Source organism: Prevotella lacticifex (assembly GCF_019973375.1).
GTDB lineage: Bacteria > Bacteroidota > Bacteroidia > Bacteroidales > Bacteroidaceae > Prevotella > Prevotella lacticifex.
On record NZ_BPTV01000001.1, the window covers coordinates 2,302,644 to 2,320,497 of the forward strand.

The 17,854-nt window shown below is 50.2% G+C and carries 17 protein-coding genes; 12 read left to right on the forward strand and 5 right to left on the reverse strand.

The genetic code is table 11. The features are described 5' to 3' along the window. Positions 1-1,430: 1,430 nt before the first annotated feature. From LDN30_RS09075 to LDN30_RS09090, 4 genes are all read right to left on the reverse strand, one after another. Positions 1,431-2,645: an ISL3 family transposase gene (locus LDN30_RS09075; protein ID WP_223926253.1), complete on the reverse strand. Its 1,215-nt coding sequence runs from the start codon at positions 2,643-2,645 to the stop codon at positions 1,431-1,433. A 693-nt stretch (positions 2,646-3,338) separates the two neighbouring features. Further along, positions 3,339-3,791 carry an RNA-binding S4 domain-containing protein gene (locus LDN30_RS09080; protein WP_223926331.1) on the reverse strand — a complete coding sequence of 151 codons (453 nt, stop codon included), beginning with the start codon at positions 3,789-3,791 and terminating at the stop codon, positions 3,339-3,341. Positions 3,792-3,825: 34 nt separating this feature from the next. Further along, the gene (gene pth / locus LDN30_RS09085) at positions 3,826-4,404 is read right to left on the reverse strand and encodes an aminoacyl-tRNA hydrolase (protein WP_223926332.1); all 579 of its coding nucleotides are present in this window, start codon (positions 4,402-4,404) and stop codon (positions 3,826-3,828) included. A 106-nt stretch (positions 4,405-4,510) separates the two neighbouring features. After that, positions 4,511-5,158: a 50S ribosomal protein L25/general stress protein Ctc gene (locus tag LDN30_RS09090; protein WP_223926333.1), complete on the reverse strand. Its 648-nt coding sequence runs from the start codon at positions 5,156-5,158 to the stop codon at positions 4,511-4,513. A gap of 204 nt (positions 5,159-5,362) precedes the next feature. Here LDN30_RS09090 and nusB point away from each other — a divergent pair, with 204 nt between their 5' ends. The 6 genes from nusB to LDN30_RS09120 all read left to right on the forward strand — a co-directional run bounded on the left by nusB (position 5,363) and on the right by LDN30_RS09120 (position 9,448). Continuing rightward, positions 5,363-6,343, forward strand: a complete 981-nt coding sequence (gene nusB, locus LDN30_RS09095) for a transcription antitermination factor NusB (protein ID WP_223926334.1) — start codon at positions 5,363-5,365, stop codon at positions 6,341-6,343. A 15-nt stretch (positions 6,344-6,358) separates the two neighbouring features. Beyond that, entirely contained in the window at positions 6,359-6,691 is a 333-nt protein-coding gene (yajC, locus tag LDN30_RS09100) for a preprotein translocase subunit YajC (RefSeq protein WP_223926335.1), read from the forward strand. Between the two features lie 6 nt (positions 6,692-6,697). Further along, on the forward strand, positions 6,698-7,705 hold the full coding sequence (locus tag LDN30_RS09105) for a CdaR family protein (protein ID WP_223929316.1): 1,008 nt from the start codon (positions 6,698-6,700) through the stop codon (positions 7,703-7,705). Further along, the gene (coaE, locus tag LDN30_RS09110; RefSeq protein ID WP_223929317.1) at positions 7,702-8,268 is read left to right on the forward strand and encodes a dephospho-CoA kinase; all 567 of its coding nucleotides are present in this window, start codon (positions 7,702-7,704) and stop codon (positions 8,266-8,268) included. Before LDN30_RS09105 ends, coaE begins: the two co-directional genes overlap by 4 nt. 7 nt (positions 8,269-8,275) lie before the next feature. After that, the gene (locus LDN30_RS09115; RefSeq protein ID WP_223929318.1) at positions 8,276-8,746 is read left to right on the forward strand and encodes a DUF5606 family protein; all 471 of its coding nucleotides are present in this window, start codon (positions 8,276-8,278) and stop codon (positions 8,744-8,746) included. A 351-nt stretch (positions 8,747-9,097) separates the two neighbouring features. Further along, a complete protein-coding gene (locus LDN30_RS09120) occupies positions 9,098-9,448 on the forward strand; it encodes a T9SS type A sorting domain-containing protein (protein ID WP_223929319.1) in 351 nt (116 codons plus the stop codon). A 201-nt stretch (positions 9,449-9,649) separates the two neighbouring features. Here the strand turns inward: LDN30_RS09120 and LDN30_RS09125 are convergent, their stop codons facing one another. Next, complete coding sequence (locus LDN30_RS09125) at positions 9,650-9,934, reverse strand: hypothetical protein (protein ID WP_223929320.1); 285 nt, start codon at positions 9,932-9,934, stop codon at positions 9,650-9,652. A 183-nt stretch (positions 9,935-10,117) separates the two neighbouring features. Here LDN30_RS09125 and LDN30_RS09130 point away from each other — a divergent pair, with 183 nt between their 5' ends. The 6 genes from LDN30_RS09130 (at position 10,118) to LDN30_RS09155 (ending at position 17,771) form a co-directional block, all read left to right on the forward strand. After that, entirely contained in the window at positions 10,118-11,311 is a 1,194-nt protein-coding gene (locus LDN30_RS09130) for an aldose epimerase family protein (RefSeq protein ID WP_223929321.1), read from the forward strand. Between the two features lie 57 nt (positions 11,312-11,368). Beyond that, a complete protein-coding gene (locus tag LDN30_RS09135; protein WP_223926341.1) occupies positions 11,369-13,108 on the forward strand; it encodes a sodium:solute symporter in 1,740 nt (579 codons plus the stop codon). A 58-nt stretch (positions 13,109-13,166) separates the two neighbouring features. Beyond that, the gene (locus LDN30_RS09140) at positions 13,167-13,844 is read left to right on the forward strand and encodes an NUDIX hydrolase (RefSeq protein ID WP_223926342.1); all 678 of its coding nucleotides are present in this window, start codon (positions 13,167-13,169) and stop codon (positions 13,842-13,844) included. Between the two features lie 13 nt (positions 13,845-13,857). Then, positions 13,858-14,556 (forward strand): L-ribulose-5-phosphate 4-epimerase, encoded by a 699-nt coding sequence (locus LDN30_RS09145; RefSeq protein WP_223926343.1) that lies wholly within the window; start codon positions 13,858-13,860, stop codon positions 14,554-14,556. Between the two features lie 75 nt (positions 14,557-14,631). Beyond that, a complete protein-coding gene (gene araA / locus LDN30_RS09150; RefSeq protein WP_223929322.1) occupies positions 14,632-16,179 on the forward strand; it encodes an L-arabinose isomerase in 1,548 nt (515 codons plus the stop codon). Positions 16,180-16,181: 2 nt separating this feature from the next. Beyond that, on the forward strand, positions 16,182-17,771 hold the full coding sequence (locus LDN30_RS09155; RefSeq protein WP_223926345.1) for a xylulokinase: 1,590 nt from the start codon (positions 16,182-16,184) through the stop codon (positions 17,769-17,771). Positions 17,772-17,854: the final 83 nt, after the last annotated feature.

Genomic DNA, 17,854 nt, shown 5'->3' on the forward strand with positions numbered 1-17,854 from the left:
CCAATTGTTTGGGGCTGCGATTCGCCGTTTATAGCCCCCAATACCTCAACGCACTATAGGAAAATCCATCGCCGGAGGGCCGCTCCGGCATCCTCTCTTGCCACAGAATACGATGTTATACCACCCTCGGCAAACTATAATCACAATTCCATCTTACACCCCGATGCAACACATTGATTACCAACATATTATTAACGTAATCCATTAGCGCGTTCATGATCCCTTTGCATGGGCGGGTAGGCAGGGTTAGGGGCCGTTCGGTCGGCCGCAAGACCGAATCTCTGCATTATCTACGTAAGATCAATCTTCCAATCTGGATACCCGCGTAAACCACTGATATTAAGATGCTTGCAGCACTCTGCACCGTAGGGGTGGGGTTTATCCCCATCCTACCAGCTGCGGGGTAGCTACCTTAATTCCCGTCCGTTATTGGTAGGATGGGGATAAACCCCACCCCTACGGTGGATGCGTGCAACACATTAATTACCAATGGGTTGCCAACGTGATCATATAATCACAAACGCATTGTCAACGTTATCCCTTTGCAGGAGAAGATATGCGCGATCAAGACCGTCAGAAAAAAAATAGAGAGATTCGGTCGTAAGACCGAATCTCTGTTGCGTCAGCCTGTTTTGAAGGTTTTCCTTTGTGTCAGCGCCAAGATCCGACGGAGGAGGATCTGCCATTTGGGGGTTGAGGGCGGTGAGAGGCTCAGCCTCTCACAAGCACTCAAACCACAAATGGCAAAGGGCGAAAGCCCTTGGTGCTGGCAACAGGGTTTTTATTGGTTTTGGTCTTAATTCATTAACCGTTCTTCGTTCAAGGGAGTTACACTGTCAATGCGTCACCCTAAATTATGATTGTCTATTTAACCGTTCTTCGTTCAAGGGCAGTACACTGCCAATGCGTTACCCCAAATCATCATTGTCTATTCAACCGTTCTTCGTTCAAGGGGGCCACACTGCCAATGCGTCACCCCCAAAATCATCATAGATAAACCATAATGAGCTGACAATCAGAATAGAAATTTATGTTTTAATAAAAAGTGATGAAGTCAGGACACATATCGAAGGCTGTTCACAAGGTTAGGATTGGCAGAGGCCACGACCGCCTGAAAATTCAGAATAATCTTTACACGATTTCAATACATACCGTTTGGCCTTGCGAAACGGCCCATTTCGTGTCCTAAAACGGTCCGTTTCGCACTCCAAAACGAACCGTTTTAGAAGCCAAAATGACCAACTTTGTAATCCATTGATAATCAATTAGTCACAGAGGTGGTACTTCCCAAGTTGTAATTTGAATTATCTTTACATCTAAATCACTATCCTGCGGTCTACAGACACTGACCGCGGCCTCGCTACTGACAAATACGATATGGTAGTGGACGATACCTAACTCTGTCTACCCACACCCTGCAAAAGAATGGTTCATCCGACAAATCGTGTGATTTTGTCATTATGCAAATTGAAAAGTCTTAACTTAAAATAGTCAATGTCCCGGTAGCCATAGGCGTTTCTCTTCAAGACTTTTATTTTATTGTTGATCCCTTCTACTTTTGCATTGCTTGTCCTACATTTGTAATAAGCCAGGATTCCAGTTCTGTAAGCGGCGATGGAATTACCCAGCTTTTCAAGGGTGGGAACTTTTGATTCCCGAGCCTGTTTTATCCAGTCATCCAGCACAGCTTCTCCTTCTTTATATGAGTCCTGCTTCCATACTTCTTGCAAGTATTCATTGAGAATGTAGGCTTTGCTCAGAGGTTCGTTCATCTTGATTACGTTATCCAATCTCTTCTTTTCATCCTCTGTAAAAATATCCTTATCATGGCGCAACAACAGCCAGCGCGTTCCCTTTATGACTTTTCTTTTTTCTAAGTCCTTCTCTTGATTATAGACCTCTCTTCTGACTTTGTCCAAGGCTTCGCCTGCCAGTTTCTGCACATGGAAGTGATCGAAAACGTGAATGGCATCAGGTAGGTTTTTCTTAATCGCAGAGATGAACGCAGCGGACATGTCTGAAGACACGGACTCTATCTTCGCGCCGCTTCTCTTCAATTTGGGCCAGAACTTCTTCAAAGAATCGATTCCTTTGCCATCTCCGACATGTATAATGGCACCACTCAACATGTCGACCACAATAGTCAGATAGACGTGTCCCTTCCTCAAAGCGAACTCATCAATACCAATGTGCTTGACATCCTTGATATCTATATGAGAAAACTTATGATTGAGATAGTTCTTGTGGATATCCTTCACCGTATCCCAACTCAGACCGAGATAGTGGGCTACATCTTTTATCGTCATTCTATGAAGCAGTTCTATCACGAGCCTTGCCAAACGATGTGTATAGCGCTGCTTGCCGGTAACGAAATGAAGATCCTCATAGACATCAGCACCACATGTCTTACACTTTAGACGACGCACCTTTACATGTAAGATTGATTGCTTGGTACCAATGTTGACACTGCGGATTTTACGAATCTTGAACCCGTTGCGTACGACAACGTGACTATGGCAACATTCACATCGAGTTTTTACATCTCTTTTTTGGATATGATGAATAATAGTATTACCTTTGTACTCAGTCTTAGTGCATTCGAAGTCCCTGATTCCGTATGCATAATAGATATAGCTGGTGTCCATTTGTCTTGTTTTTTTTAATCACTTACAAAGGTAATGGATTTCCAGCTATTTTCTTTACATCATCCACACTTTATCACACGATTTGTCGGATGAACCAAAAGAATCATTAATACATGACCGATATATCGAAAAACATCGGGCATGAGCGATGGTCGTTTGCATGGGGCGGCATTGTAGCCATCTGCAACATGCAGACACATTTCCGTTCATTGATTATATTCTGTGGTTTCTCATTGCAACGGAAAGCCCCGATGGGGCTGGTAGTGACCAGAGAGAAGAACACCCTCGCAAAGCCGCAAAGACCGCAAAGGATATGCCAAAGAACATGAAAAATCCTTCGCGGAATCATTGCGGTCTTGGCGGCTTAGCGAGAAAGAGATTACGAACTGCACTTAAACACTTGCAGAAACAGCCTTTATGGCCGTCCTCTATCTTCGGACAAGCGGCACAGTGCAGTTGCAGGGGCGACCTTTATGGCCGTCCGGTCGGTCGTAAGACCGAATCTTTGTGACGTTAGCCTGTTTTGAAGGTTTTCCTTTGTGTCAGCGCCAAGATCCGACGGAGTAGGATCTGCCTGGCAAAGGGCGAAAGCCCTTGGCGCTGACAACAGGGTTTTATTGGTTTTGGTCTTAATCTATTAATGACAAGTTATTAAGTCAGGACTGCTCGGCAGTGCTGCTGAGGGGCTCGGTGCTACATATCGTCGTCCCAATCGTCATCATCGTCAAAGCCGAACATGGCGGCCTCGCCGAAAGCATCCATCTGCCGACGCTCCTTCTTCGTGGGACGGCCGGTGCCACGGGCACGGTCGACGAATCCGCTGATGCGGCTCATCTCTAAAATCTCATACTGTTTCTTGTCCGTAACGTTCTCGTAGACCGACGGGATGAGCTTGGCACCGACACGCTGTTCGATGCATGCCAACACCTTGAAGGAATACGTTATCGGCGGTTTGCGGACGTTGACGACCTCGCCGGCCTTGATATTGTGGCTCGGTTTCAAAGTGACGCCGTCGATGGTGACACGTCCGTTCTTACAGGCATCGGCGGCCATGCTGCGTGTCTTGAATATGCGCGCTGCCCACAGCCATTTGTCGAGGCGTGCCGATTCGCCGGCCTTGGGCATACGCAGTGTTTTCTCTGCCATATAATCTCCTTTCTGTAGTTAAGGGTCTCAGGCCCTATTTGACCTTCTTGCCCTTGACGTTAAACTGATTCATGGTCACGTCGATGCCCTGAAGGACAAAGCTGCGGATGATGTCGACAGCGGTATCGATGGTGGGCTGAAGCGTTTTCATGTCCTCGGGGCTGTAGTGACCGAGCACCCAGTCGATTTGTCCGCCACGCGGATAGTCGTTGCCGATACCTATGCGCAGCCGTGAAAAATTCTGGCCAATAAGCTGGATGATATGCCCTAAGCCGTTATGACCACCGTTGGAACCGCTGCCCTTGAGCCGGAACTGTCCCAACGGCAGGGCCACATCGTCGGAGATGACCAACAGCCGTTTCTGGTCGATGTTCTCCTTGTTTAGCCAGTAGCGCACGGCATTGCCGCTGAGATTCATGAAGGTGGTGGGCTTCAGCAGAAATACCTTCCGTCCTTTTATCGACGTCTCGGCCACGAAACCATAGCGGCGGTCGTCGAAGACGGCACCGGAGGCCTCAGCAAAGGCATCGAGAACCATAAATCCTGTGTTGTGGCGCGTTCCGGCGTACTCGCTGCCGGGATTGCCTAATCCACAAATCAAATACTTGTCCACTTGAATAAAGGTAAAAAATAAAAAGGTAAAAAAGTGGAGAGTCCTGCCGGCACATACTGCCCCGGTGCGGACTTTTCCACTTTTTTACCTTCTTAATGCTTATTAATTACTTGCTCTCCTCAGCAGCTGCATCAGCGGTCTCGCCGTCAGCAGCCTCTGTGTCATCAGCGGCAGCTGAAGAATCGACAGCCTGACGAGTCATCTTCACGGAGCAAACGACAACCTCCTTAGGAGTAGAGAGCTCAAGACCCTCGAACGACAGGTCGCCGACCTTGATGCTCTTGCCAAGGCGAAGAGAGGTGACATCGATGTCGAGGTGCTCAGGAATGTTCTGATAAGGAGCGGTAACGTCAATCTTACGGATAGAGAGGTTCATACGACCACCGTCGCGAACACCCTGTGCAAGGCCGTTGAGCTTAACAGGAACGCCGATGGTGATAGGCTTCTCGTCGTTGACCTCGTAGAAGTCGACGTGGAGCAGAGCATCGGTAACGGGGTGGAACTGCAGCTCCTTGAGGATGGCTGGATGGCTCTCACCGTCGATGTTAAGGTTCACAACGTAGATGTGGGGAGTGTAGACAAGCTTGCGGAGCTCGCTCATAGGAGAGGCGAAAGCCAATGCTACCGGCTTGCCGTTCTCGTCCTTCTTCTCACCATAGATGTTGCAAGGAACCATGCCCTGCTTGCGGAGGGCCTTCGAAGCTTTCTTTCCAAGGTCTGTGCGCTTCTGACCTGAAACTGTAATCTCTTTCATTTTGTGTTACTCTAAAATTAAGATTTGAATAATTAGTGCCTTAATTCACCATCACACGAGAGTGCTAAGCAATAAAGCGGGTGCAAAGGTAGTGTTTTTTTGTGAACAAACAAAAAAATGCCGGCCATTTCTTGCAAATGTGACTAAAAACTCATACATTTGCATATTCTAAGCGAAAGAAAATATACATCAACGTAAATTATAATGATCAACAGAGAATTAATTCGCGTCAAGATAGTCCAGTTAACCTATGCATACTATCAGAACGGCGACGGCAACATTGACAAGGCTGAGAAGGAACTGCTCTTCAGCCTGTCGAAGGCCTATGACCTCTACAACTACCTGTTGGAGCTCATCGTGGCTGTCACCAACGAAGAGAGGCACCGCATTGCAATCGCAAAGCAGAGGGCAGCGCGCGAGGGAACGGAGGCTCCCTCAGAGAAATTCATCAACAACAAGTTTGCCTTGCAGCTTGAGAACAACAAGCAGCTCAACAGTTTCATCGAAGATAAGAATCTGACATGGGATAACGACATTGAGGCCGTCAGGAAAATCTGCGACCAGATAGAGCAGAGCACCTTCTATAAGGAGTATATGGATGCCGACGACGACAGCTATGATGCCGACCGCGAGATCTGGCGGAAGATTTACCGCACGCTCATTCAGGAGAACGCCGATCTCGACGCTGTACTGGAGGATAAGAGCCTGTACTGGAACGACGACAAGGAGATTGTCGACACATTCGCCATTAAGACCATCAAGCGTTTCGATCCCAAGGAAGGGGCCGATCAGGAACTCCTGCCCGAATATAAGGACGAGGAGGACCGCGAGTTTGCCATCAAGCTCTTCCGTGCCACTATCCTCAATGCCGATACCTACCAGCGCTATATGAGCGACGCAGCCCGCAACTGGGATTTTTCGCGTCTGGCCTACATGGATGTCATCATCATGCAGATTGCCATTGCCGAGATGATCAACTTCCCGAATATCCCGGTGAACGTGACCATCAACGAGTTTGTGGAACTGGCAAAGCTCTACAGCACACCGAAGAGCGGACGCTTCATCAACGGTATGCTCGATGCCATAGCACGCTATCTCAACGAGACGGGCAAGATTTTCAAGCCCATGGCGCAGCGCAAGCAGGGACCGAACAAAGATAATAACAAAAGACAATTTAAAAACTAAGAACAGTAGTAAATAATGAACACAGCATTCTTACTCGCAGCCCAGCAGGCTCAGCAGCAGGGCAGCGCATGGCCAATGATCATAATGATGGTGGCTGTTTTCGCCATCATGTGGCTCTTCATGATTCGTCCTCAGCAGAAAAAGCAGAAGGAAATCAGAAAGTTCCAGAACTCACTGAAGGAAGGCGACCGCGTCGTCACCGGCGGTGGCGTATTCGGAACAGTGAAGCGCATCAACCTCACCGACAATACTATCGACATCGAGATCGCACGCGGTGTAACCATCACCGTCGACAAGGGCTACGTATTCCAGAGCCCGGCCGACAACGTGCAGCCCGCTAACAAGTAATCAGTTATGGGCTTCAGGCTGTCGGAAGTATATGATGCATGCAGGAGATTCTTACGGAGAATAATCAGTCGAGAGTTCCTCGTATTCTTGTTTTTCCTGTTCCTCAGCGGCAGTTTCTGGCTGATAATAACGCTCAACGAGACCTATGAGCGTGAGGTGACATTAAGGATAGAGCTTACCAACGTACCGCGCAATGCTGTCATCACCACCGATGTGAGCGACACCATCCACGCCGTGGTGCGCGACAAGGGCTATATGATAGCCACTTATCTATACGGTAACCACTTCACACCCATAAGGTTGAACTTCCAGCAGTACGCCGACGGAAAGGGGCACGGCACGATTCCCGTGGCCGACATCCAGAAGTATATCAACCAACAGCTCTACGGCTCGACAAAGCTCGTCTCGGTAAAGTCGGACAACATAGAGTTCTATTATAACTATGGTGAGCGGAAGAGGGTTCCGGTGCGGCTGTTGGGAAACGTCAATCCCGGCAGCACGTACTACCTTGCGCAGACGCAGTTCACCCCTGACAGCGTGACTGTTTATGCCGCGCCGGGCGAACTCGACAATATCCGGGCGGCCTACACCGTCAGACAGAATATCAACGGCCTGTCATCGCCGCGCACCATGCGGATGGCTTTGCGCAAAATCAAGGGGGCAAAATTTGAGCCCGATGTCGTGACGGTACGCCTCTTCCCCGATGTGCTTACCGAGGAGGTGGTGGAAGTGCCCATCGAACCCATCAACGTCCCTAAGGACAAGGTGTTGCGGATATTCCCGCCGAAGATAGGAGTGAAATTCGTCGTCGGTGTCAACCAACTGAGGGCCATGCCTAAGGATGAGGTTACTAAAGCCTTGCTGCCCAAGGGGTTCAAGGTGATAGTCGACTATAAGGAGATTGAAACAAAGGGTGGCGACCGCTGCCATATCTATGTTGGAGCCTCGCCGGCTAACGTACGTAACGCACGCCCAGTGACTGACGAGGTCGATTATCTTATTGAAACGAGATGAAAGTAGCCATCACGGGAGGAATAGGAAGCGGAAAGTCGTTCGTATGCAGGCAGTTACGCGATTTCGGCATCAAAGTCTACGACTGCGACGACGGGGCCAAGCGCCTTCTGCGGTCGTCGACGGAGTTGCAGGAAAAGCTGATGGCTGTCGTCGGCCGTGACCTATATAATAATGGTATACTGCAGAAACGCATTCTCGCCGAGTATATTCTCCTTAGCAACGACAATGCCCAACGCATTGACGACATCATCCATCCGGCTGTAGCCGCCGACTTCCAACGCAGCGGTCTCGACTGGCTCGAGAGCGCGATATTCTTCGACAGCGGCTTCGACCGCCGCGTGCATGTCGACAAGGTCGTGTGCGTCACGGCACCGCAGGAGGTGAGAATAGCCCGGATTATGCACCGCGACGGCATATCACGGGCGAGAGCCCTCGAATGGATCGGCCGCCAACTGCCGCAAGATGAGGTTGTCAGACGTTCCGACTACGAGATAGTCAACGACGGTAAGGCCGATGTAGGACAACAATTAATATCCTTATTAAAAGAAAAATTATCATTTTAATATATCAATGCAACAGACAATTTTAGCAATATCTGGGAAACCAGGACTTTACAAGCTCGTCAGCAGAGGTAAGATGAACCTCATCGTCGAGGCTCTCGACGATACCCACAAACGCATACCGGCATTCGCCACCGATAGGGTGACATCGCTTGCCGACATAACAATGTTCACCGAAAGCGAGGACCTGCCATTAGGAACAATCCTCGCACGCGTCCGCGACAAGGAAGGTGCCAAGAAGGCCTCCATCAACTGGCGCAAGGCATCGGCAAAGGAACTCCAGGACTATTTCGCAAGTGTGGTTCCTGATTTCGACCGCGACCGTGTACACAACTCCGACATTAAGAAACTCCTTCAGTGGTACAACATCCTCGTTGCTGCCGGCATCACCGACTTCGAGGAAAGCATGTCGCAGACCGAAGGCGACAATATCGCTGACCGCGACGACGAGGCCGCACAGCCTGCCGAGAGCAAGGAGTAATTAGCCAAAAGCACAATAACTGAAAACCCTTCCCGCTGTCCCCCAAGGCCATCATTGTGGCGGTTACGGCCAAGCCCGTGACACCTGCGGACAACGGGAAGGATTCCCCCTACCCTCCTCACTACTAATACCTTTAGCTCATCAAACCGACACCTAACTTCATCACTTTTCAATAAAACATAAATCTCTAATTTGATTATCAGATCATTATGGTTTATCTATGATGATTTGGGATGACACATTGGCAGTACCCCCTTGAAAAAAAACGGTTAAATAAACAATCATGAGTCCACTTTAAAAAGTCAGCGAGCTTTCAATTTATAAGTATTAGTGATAAAACAAACCATAGAATTGGCCCGTGAATCTCAATTTACAAGATTAGAAGGTTCAGCCGAAGCCTACCGGGCATCGGAGGTGTTCTCGGGGTTCAAGAATATTGTGGAGTTGGAGGAATGGCAATGGCCAACGGCAATCAATAAAACGGTGATGCCGTCAGGTTCGTACAAGGTCTACGGAGAAAACGGTACACTGCATATCGAGGCTGACGGCAGCGGCAATGGCAAATTCATAACAGTCAGAGTCTACAGCATCAGCGGTTCAGCGGTATGGACAGGCAGAATGACTGACAGCGTGGAGATACAACTGCCAAAAGGATTCTATGTTGTTCGTATTGGTAATACGACTCGCAAAATATCAATTTAATAGTCCTACTAATCCCGATACGCTAAACTTACACCTATAAGGGCGGCTCCTTTCAATTTCCACATAGGAGTTGAAAGGAGTCCTTTCTTTCTCTGATTCAATGACCTATGGCGGCGATTACTTTTATAAAATTAAAATAACGCGGTTTTGACCATCCGTCAACATTTTTGGCTCGACTGTATCTATCATTGCCTCAGACCGTTAGAAACAAACAGAAAAAATAATCGTCGAAAAACTTGCATTCGGCTTAAAAATTTTGTATCTTTGCATTAAGAAATCTTGAAAAACACAAAATATCAATCGTAAATCCGCTGAAAGTAGTGGGCAGTTCATAAAGATGCACACCACGCTATTACAACCAAGTTCATGGCTGATTTGCAGACAGGGTGATTCTTGTTTCAAGCCATAGGACTGATGTGCCGCCGAGCATGACTTTATATTGCGTTGCTGCTCATCAACTTCCGGTTCGATAGTGACATCAGCCATAATGCTGTACGCACAACAATACCTTGAGAAACATGTGGGGCCATGACTTGACAACATGGGGAGGAGAACTCTTTAGGAGTGTTAAAATACACCAATAAGAATAAAATTTAAGAGTGTATTTATACGTATCTCAAATTAATGGTGTAATTTTACACCCGTAGAACATAACTAACTAAAACTCGAATGAAAAACCTGAATACTAAAATCTTGTGCGCAGGCGCAGCAGCTATGCTGTTGGCCGCATGCGGAAGTGGTAATTCGACTCAGCAGACCGTTTCAGGTCTCAATCCAGCCGACTTCGATTCAACAATCAACGGCAAGCAGACTCAGCTCGTGACCATCAAGAACAGCAAGGGCATGGAGGTGTGTCTGACAAACTATGGCGGCCGTGTGGTGTCGATCAGCGTTCCCGACAAGAACGGGAAGATGACTGATGTGGTATGCAGTTACGACAATATCCACCAGTATGCCGACACCCTCAACTCACCGTCGGACTACGGCTCATCGGTCGGCCGCTACGCCAACCGCATCAAGAATGCCAAGCTCACCGTGGCCGGAAAGACTTACAACCTCCGCGCCAACGACAACGGCAACTGCCTGCACGGCGGCGGCAACACCGGATGGATGCATAAAGTATACGATATCAAGGAATTGACAGATTCGTCAGTAGTATTCGCCATCACATCACCCGACGGTGACAATGGTTTCCCTGGTACCGTTTCGGCCACAGCCAAGTACACCGTCAAAAGCGACAACACTCTCGACATCGTCTTCGAGGGTTCCACCGACAAGGAGACTGTCATCAATATGACCAACCATTCATACTTCAACCTCAACGGCGATCCGTCGAAACCTGGTGACAACATGGTTGCATATATCAACGCTGACAAGTTCACTCCCGCCGACAGTCTGTATATTCCGACTGGCGAGATAAGGTCTGTCGAAGACACGCCGATGGATTTCCGCAAGCCACACGCTCTGGCCGACCATATCAACGACTTCTCGTACGACCAGATTAAGAATGCTACAGGATATGACCACAACTGGTGCCTGAATACATTCAAGAACGGTAAGGGCGACGACAAGACCGTCGCCGCAAGTCTGTATTCGCCCGTAACCGGCATCATGCTTGAGGTTTACACCAACGAGCCGGGTTTACAGATGTACACCGGCAACTTCCAGGGAACGGGGATTGCCTGCAAGCACGGAATAAAATATCCGAAGCACGTCAGCGTTTGCTTCGAGAGTCAGAAGTATCCTGATTCACCCACGAAGTTCACGGCAAAGGTTCCGGGTTGGGAAGTATCGAATCCTTACGTCAAGCCCGGCCAGAAATACTATAGCCATTTAGCTTACAAGTTCTCCGTAAAGAAGTAAAGTCACCATAAAGAGACAGAAATCTAATAACAACCTCATAAAAACTTTATTACTAAAATGAATTGGTCATCACACGAATTTATCTGGCTCGACTGGGCCGTTCTGACCCTTGGCATCATTGCCGTCATCTGTGCCGTATACATTAGTATCGTCCGCGACAAGCGGAAGATGAAGGGTGCCGACAGTCAGGATTATCTTTTTGGAAAAGGTGAGCCTTGGTGGGTCATCGGAGCCGCCATCTTCGCCGCAAATATTGGTTCCGAGCACCTTGTCGGCCTGGCAGGTACCGGTGCGAAAGACGGTGTAGGCATGGCTCACTGGGAGATGCAAGGATGGATGATTCTTATCCTCGGCTGGCTCTTTGTGCCTTTCTATCAGTTGCTTAACAATAAGCTCGGACGCATCATCACTATGCCGGAGTTCCTGAAGTTCCGCTACACCAAGCGCACGGGAACATGGCTGTCGGTCATCACGCTAATAGCCTATATCCTGACAAAGGTCAGTGTCACAGCATTCACAGGTGGTATATTCTTTGAGTTCCTGCTCGGTATCCCATTCTGGTATGGTGCTTTAGGTCTGATTCTCATCACGGCTGTCTTCACCATTTTCGGTGGCATGAAGGGTGTAATGACCATGTCGGCCATTCAGACACCTATTCTTATTATAGGTTCTTTCCTTGTCCTCTTCCTCGGACTGGCCACCCTCGGCGACGGGAGCATCACCCAGGGATGGTCGAGCATGATGGAGTTCTGCGGAAAGCTGCATAACGGCTACGGAACGACACACATGTTCCACTGGGAGGAAGGCGACCCGATGTATCACGACTACCCAGGTTTCGTAGTGTTCCTCGGTGCCTCCATCATCGGTTTCTGGTATTGGTGCACCGACCAGCATATCGTCCAGCGTGTCCTCGGACAGCGCAAGGGTGAGGACAACCGTGAGGTTATGAAGCGTGCCCGCCGCGGAACAATCTGCGCCGGCTACTTCAAGCTCCTGCCGGTATTTATGTTCCTCATTCCGGGAATGATTGCCGCAGCACTTGCCGCTGACCCGGCCAAATACGGATTCCACATGGGTGCCGACCAGACTGATGCCGCCTTTGCCCTGATGGTGAAAGATGTACTGCCAGCAGGTGTCAAAGGTCTTGTCACCGTAGGTTTCGTATGCGCTCTCGTCACATCGCTCGCAGCATTTTTCAACTCCTGCGCAACCCTCTTCACGGAGGACTTCTACAAGCCTCTGCGCCCGGGAAAGAGCGAGAAGCACTACGTATTCGCCGGACGAATGGCCACAGTGGCTGTCGTCATCCTCGGACTTCTCTGGATGCCAGTGATGATGAGTATGGATACCCTCTACAGCTATCTGCAGAATATCCAGTCGCTCTTGGCTCCGGCAATGGTCGCCGTGTTCGCATTGGGAATCTTCTCGAAGCGCATTACGCCGAAGGCTGGTGAATGGGGACTCATTGGCGGTTTCGTCATCGGTATGCTCCGCCTGCTCACAAATATCATTACCAAGAACGGCAACGATCCTATGAGCGGTGCTTTCTGGGACTGCACATCATGGTTCTGGCAGACCAACTGGCTCGTCTTCGAGTGCTGGCTGCTCGTGTTCATCATTGTAATGATGTTCGTCATCTCCGCATTTACTAAGAAGGCGAGTGCCGATCAGATTGCAGCAATCACGTTCACGTCCGACTACCGCAGCCAGATTCGCGAGAGCTGGGACTGGCGCGACGTTGCAGGATCGCTTGGCGTTATCGCCCTCTGCGGTGCTTTCTATTGGTACTTCTTCTAAACTTAGGTCACGGAACCGGCTGGGATAAATGCCCGGCCGGTTTTAACAATGCGAATCAATGACAGAATTCTACAGCCAACATTCCAAGTTTTACGTCTCTGTCGACTGTATCATCCTCGGTTTCGACAGCAACAAACTTGAAGTTCTTATCGGCCGACGCCAGATGGACCCCGGACGTGGAGAATGGTCGCTATACGGCGGATTCGTTGAGGACAACGAAAGTCTTGATGATGCTGCCCGCCGCGTCGTCCACGACCTCACGGGTATGGACAACCTCTACATGCGGCAGGTGGGAGCCTTCGGTGCCGTCGACCGCGACCCCGGCGACCGTGTCATCTCGATAGCCTACTGCGCACTTATCAATGTAAAGGACTACTATGACAGTCTGCGCGAGAAATATGGTCTCGAATGGGTGACCCTCGACGAACTGCCTGCCCTTTATTCCGACCACAGGAAGATGATCCACAACGCCATCATGCAGTTGCGCAGGCGCATAAATACCCAACCGCTGAGCTTCAATCTGCTGCCTGAATTTTTCACCCTAACCCAGTTGCAGCACGTCTTTGAGGCCGTCTTAGGCGAGGAGATTGACAAACGCAACTTCCGCAAGAGGGTGAAGCAGATCGACTTTATCCAGCAGACAGAGAAAATCGACCGCACCACATCGCGCTCCGGAGCCAGACTCTATCGCTTCGACCGCGAAAAGTATGCAGAAGACCCAACATTCAAACTCTAAAAGACAATCAACAATGCTTGAAGAACTGAAAAAAAAAGTATGGCAGGCCAACCTCGACCTGGTAAAACACAATCTCGTTATATTCACATGGGGTAACGTCAGCGGCATCGACCGCGAGAAAGGACTCGTCATCATCAAGCCGTCGGGAGTGAGCTACGACACTATGCGGCCGGAAGATATGGTCGTCGTCGACCTCCAGACAGGCAAGGTCGTCGAGGGAGACCTCAACCCCTCGTCCGACACCCCTACCCACCTTGTCATCTACCGCAACTTCCCCGAGGTAGGAGGAGTGGTCCACACCCATTCCACCTTTGCCACGGCATGGGCTCAGGCCGGGCTTGACATCCCGAATATCGGAACCACTCACGCCGATTATTTCCATGATGCCATCCCCTGCACCGATGACATGACAGCCGAGATGATGGACGAATACGAGTACAATACCGGTGTCGTCATCATCAACAGATTTAAAAAAGACAATATCAACCCCGTACACACACCTGGTGTTCTCGTGAAGAACCACGGGCCGTTCACCTGGGGAAAAGACCCCGACGAGGCTGTCTATCATGCCGTTGTGGCCGAGCAGGTAGCAAAGATGGCATTCATATCATTCTCCGTCAATCCCAACACGACGATGAATCCACTGCTCGTTGAGAAGCATTTCTCACGCAAGCATGGACCAAACGCTTATTACGGACAAAAGAAAAAATAATGTGGCGGCGGCAATTTTCAGCCGCCATCACCCCCAACATAATAACAATCTAACAAAACTCATAAACTTAAAACTATGATTAAAGCATTCGAAAATTACGAAGTATGGTTTGTAACGGGCGCACAGCTCCTCTATGGAGGCGACGCCGTGAAGCAAGTTGACGGTCACTCCAAGGAGATGGTCGACGGACTTAACGACTCCGGCAACCTGCCCGTGAAGGTTATATATAAAGGTACAGCCAACAACACCCATGAGGTTGAGGACATCATGGTGGCTGCCAACGCCGACAAGCACTGTATCGGCGTCATCACATGGATGCATACTTTCTCGCCTGCCAAGATGTGGATACACGGCCTGCAGAAGCTCCAGAAGCCTCTGCTCCACCTCCACACACAGTACAACAAGACCATTCCTTACGACACAATGGATATGGACTTCATGAATCTGAACCAGAGTGCCCACGGCGACCGCGAATATGCGCACATCCTCACCCGTCTGCGCAAGCCCCGCAAGACAGTCATCGGATACTGGAAGGATGCCAAGACCCAGGAGCACATCGCCGTATGGGAGCGCGTCTGCGCCGGTTGGGCCGACGCCCACGACTGTCTCATCCTGCGTTTCGGCGATCAGATGAACAATGTTGCCGTCACCGATGGCGACAAGGTGGCCTTTGAGCAGGTATTCGGCTATCACGTCGACTACTGTCCTTTCTCCACCGTCATGACCTATTTCGACAAGGTTAAGGACGAGGATGTCACAGCCCTCGTTCACGATGTCTACTTCAAGCAGTACACCGTGAAGGACGACCTGAAGGACGAGAAGAGTGAAGGCTACCGTAAGATATGGAATTCGGCCAAGGCTGAGCTCACCATCCGTGCCGTCCTTGAGGACTTCGGTGCCAAGGGCTTCACCACAAACTTCGACGATCTCGGCGATGCCAATGTCGAGGAGACAGGCCGCGGTTTCGACCAGATTCCAGGTCTGGCCTCTCAGCGCCTTATGCACGACGGCTACGGTTTCGGTGCTGAGGGCGACTGGAAGAGCGCCTGCCTCTATCGCACCACGTGGTTTATGAGCCAGGGCATCGAGGGCGGCACCTCGTTCCTCGAGGACTACACCTTGAATTTCGACGGCGACAAGACATCCATCCTTGAGAGCCACATGCTTGAGGTCAATCCTGACATCTCGGAGGAAGAAAAACCCCGCCTTGAGGTCCATTTCCTCGGTATTGGAATCCGCAAGAGCCAAACCGCACGCCTCGTCTTCACCACTAAGCAGGGACGCGGCATCACAGCCACTGTCGTCGACCTCGGCAACCGTTTCCGTCTCATTGCCAACGATGTCAACCTCATCAAGTCGAAACCTCTGCCAAAGCTTCCGGTAGCATCCGCACTGTGGATTCCAGAGCCTACCTTCGAAGTGGGAGTGGGTTGCTGGATGAATGCCGGCGGTACACACCACTCATGCTTCTCCTTTGCCCTCAGCGACGAGTACTGGCGCGACTTCGCCGAGATTGCCGACGTCGAGGCATGCATTATCAACAAGGACACCGACTATGAGCAGTTCCGCAAGGAGCTCCGCTGGAACGAGGTCTACTATATGCTCAACAAATCACTGAGATAATCATGACAGCAAAAGAAACTATACAGTCGGGCAAGGCCATCCTCGGCATCGAGTTTGGCTCTACCCGCATCAAGGGTATCCTCATCGACGAGGACCACAACCCGATAGCACAGGGCAGCCACACATGGGAGAACCAGCTTGTTGACGGTCTGTGGACATACAGCATCGACGATATATGGTCAGGACTTCAGGACTGCTATGCTCATCTCCGTGCTGACGTGCAGACGAAGTACGGCGTTGAGATAGAGAACTTAGCGGCAATGGGCGTGAGTGCGATGATGCATGGCTACATGCCGTTCAATGCTGCCGGCAACCTGCTCGTACCATTCCGCACTTGGCGCAACACCAATACCGGGAAAGCGGCTGCCGAACTCTCAGAATTGTTCAATTTCAACATACCACTGCGTTGGAGCATTTCCCACCTCTATCAGGCCATTCTCAACGGTGAGCCACACGTGAATGATATTACCTTCATCACCACCCTCGCCGGATACATCCACTGGCAGCTGACGGGTGAGAAAGTTCTTGGCATCGGCGACGCGTCAGGCATGCTGCCTATCGACCCCGAAACGAAGAATTACGACAAGATGATGCTGCGGAAATTCCGTGACACCATCGCCCACTATAACTTCCCTTGGGACATAGAGGAAATCCTTCCCCGCGTCCTTATGGCAGGCGAAAAGGCCGGAACTCTCACCGACGAAGGTGCTCACCGCATCGACCCGTCAGGGCATCTGCGTGCCGGTGTACCTCTATGTCCGCCAGAAGGCGATGCCGGTACCGGCATGACAGCCACCAACGCCGTCAAACAGCGCACAGGAAACGTATCTGCCGGAACTTCATCGTTCTCGATGATTGTCCTTGAGCACAATCTGTCAAAGCCTTATCAGAGCATCGATATCGTCACGACTCCTGACGGCAGTCCTGTAGCAATGGTACACTGTAACAACTGTACCAGCGACATAAATGCATGGGCAAAGCTCTTCGGCGACTTCGCAAGCATCAACGGCAAGGACCTCGACGCCAACCAACTGTTCACCAGTCTGTTCAATGTTGCCTTGAAAGGCGACGCCGACTGTGGTGGTCTCGTAACCTATAACTACATCTCCGGTGAGCCCGTCACGGGTCTTGCCGAGGGCCGTCCGATAGTCGTCCGCGGTGCCAACGACAACTTCACACTTGCCAACTTCATGCGGGCAAGCCTTTATGGAGCCGTGGCAGTGCTGAAGATAGGCAACGACATCCTGCTGAAAGACGAGAAAGTGAGTGTCGACAGGATTACGGGTCATGGCGGATTCTTCACCACCCCCGTCGTCGGACAGCGCGTGTTGGCAGCAGCTCTCAACCTGCCGATATCGGTAATGAAGACTGCAGGCGAAGGAGGGCCATGGGGAATGGCCATCCTCGCATCTTACCTTGTCAACAGGAGGGGCGAGAATCTTGCCGATTATCTCGACAACAACGTCTTTGCCGGCAACACAGGAACAGAAGTAAAGCCTGATCCGGCCGATGTGGAAGGCTTCGAGAAGTATATCCAGAACTACAAGAAAGGCCTGGAAATCGAGAAAGCCGCAGTGAAGTACAAATCCTAAAGGCCGTCTTTAACGGTTTTTATCCCAAAAATTCTCTTATTGATTCCTGCACAGATTATATTTTTTTGTAATTTTGCAAGAAC

Excerpts from the sequence above, each read along its gene's own strand:
- LDN30_RS09075 (WP_223926253.1), bottom strand. The coding sequence starts at position 2,645 with ATGGACACCAGCTATATCTATTATGCATACGGAATCAGGGACTTCGAA.
- LDN30_RS09080 (WP_223926331.1), bottom strand. The coding sequence starts at position 3,791 with ATGGCAGAGAAAACACTGCGTATGCCCAAGGCCGGCGAATCGGCACGC.
- LDN30_RS09090 (WP_223926333.1), bottom strand. The coding sequence starts at position 5,158 with ATGAAAGAGATTACAGTTTCAGGTCAGAAGCGCACAGACCTTGGAAAG.
- nusB (WP_223926334.1), top strand. The coding sequence starts at position 5,363 with ATGATCAACAGAGAATTAATTCGCGTCAAGATAGTCCAGTTAACCTAT.
- yajC (WP_223926335.1), top strand. The coding sequence starts at position 6,359 with ATGAACACAGCATTCTTACTCGCAGCCCAGCAGGCTCAGCAGCAGGGC.
- LDN30_RS09105 (WP_223929316.1), top strand. The coding sequence starts at position 6,698 with ATGGGCTTCAGGCTGTCGGAAGTATATGATGCATGCAGGAGATTCTTA.
- coaE (WP_223929317.1), top strand. The coding sequence starts at position 7,702 with ATGAAAGTAGCCATCACGGGAGGAATAGGAAGCGGAAAGTCGTTCGTA.
- LDN30_RS09115 (WP_223929318.1), top strand. The coding sequence starts at position 8,276 with ATGCAACAGACAATTTTAGCAATATCTGGGAAACCAGGACTTTACAAG.
- LDN30_RS09125 (WP_223929320.1), bottom strand. The coding sequence starts at position 9,934 with ATGGCTGATGTCACTATCGAACCGGAAGTTGATGAGCAGCAACGCAAT.
- LDN30_RS09130 (WP_223929321.1), top strand. The coding sequence starts at position 10,118 with ATGAAAAACCTGAATACTAAAATCTTGTGCGCAGGCGCAGCAGCTATG.
- LDN30_RS09135 (WP_223926341.1), top strand. The coding sequence starts at position 11,369 with ATGAATTGGTCATCACACGAATTTATCTGGCTCGACTGGGCCGTTCTG.
- LDN30_RS09140 (WP_223926342.1), top strand. The coding sequence starts at position 13,167 with ATGACAGAATTCTACAGCCAACATTCCAAGTTTTACGTCTCTGTCGAC.
- LDN30_RS09145 (WP_223926343.1), top strand. The coding sequence starts at position 13,858 with ATGCTTGAAGAACTGAAAAAAAAAGTATGGCAGGCCAACCTCGACCTG.
- araA (WP_223929322.1), top strand. The coding sequence starts at position 14,632 with ATGATTAAAGCATTCGAAAATTACGAAGTATGGTTTGTAACGGGCGCA.
- LDN30_RS09155 (WP_223926345.1), top strand. The coding sequence starts at position 16,182 with ATGACAGCAAAAGAAACTATACAGTCGGGCAAGGCCATCCTCGGCATC.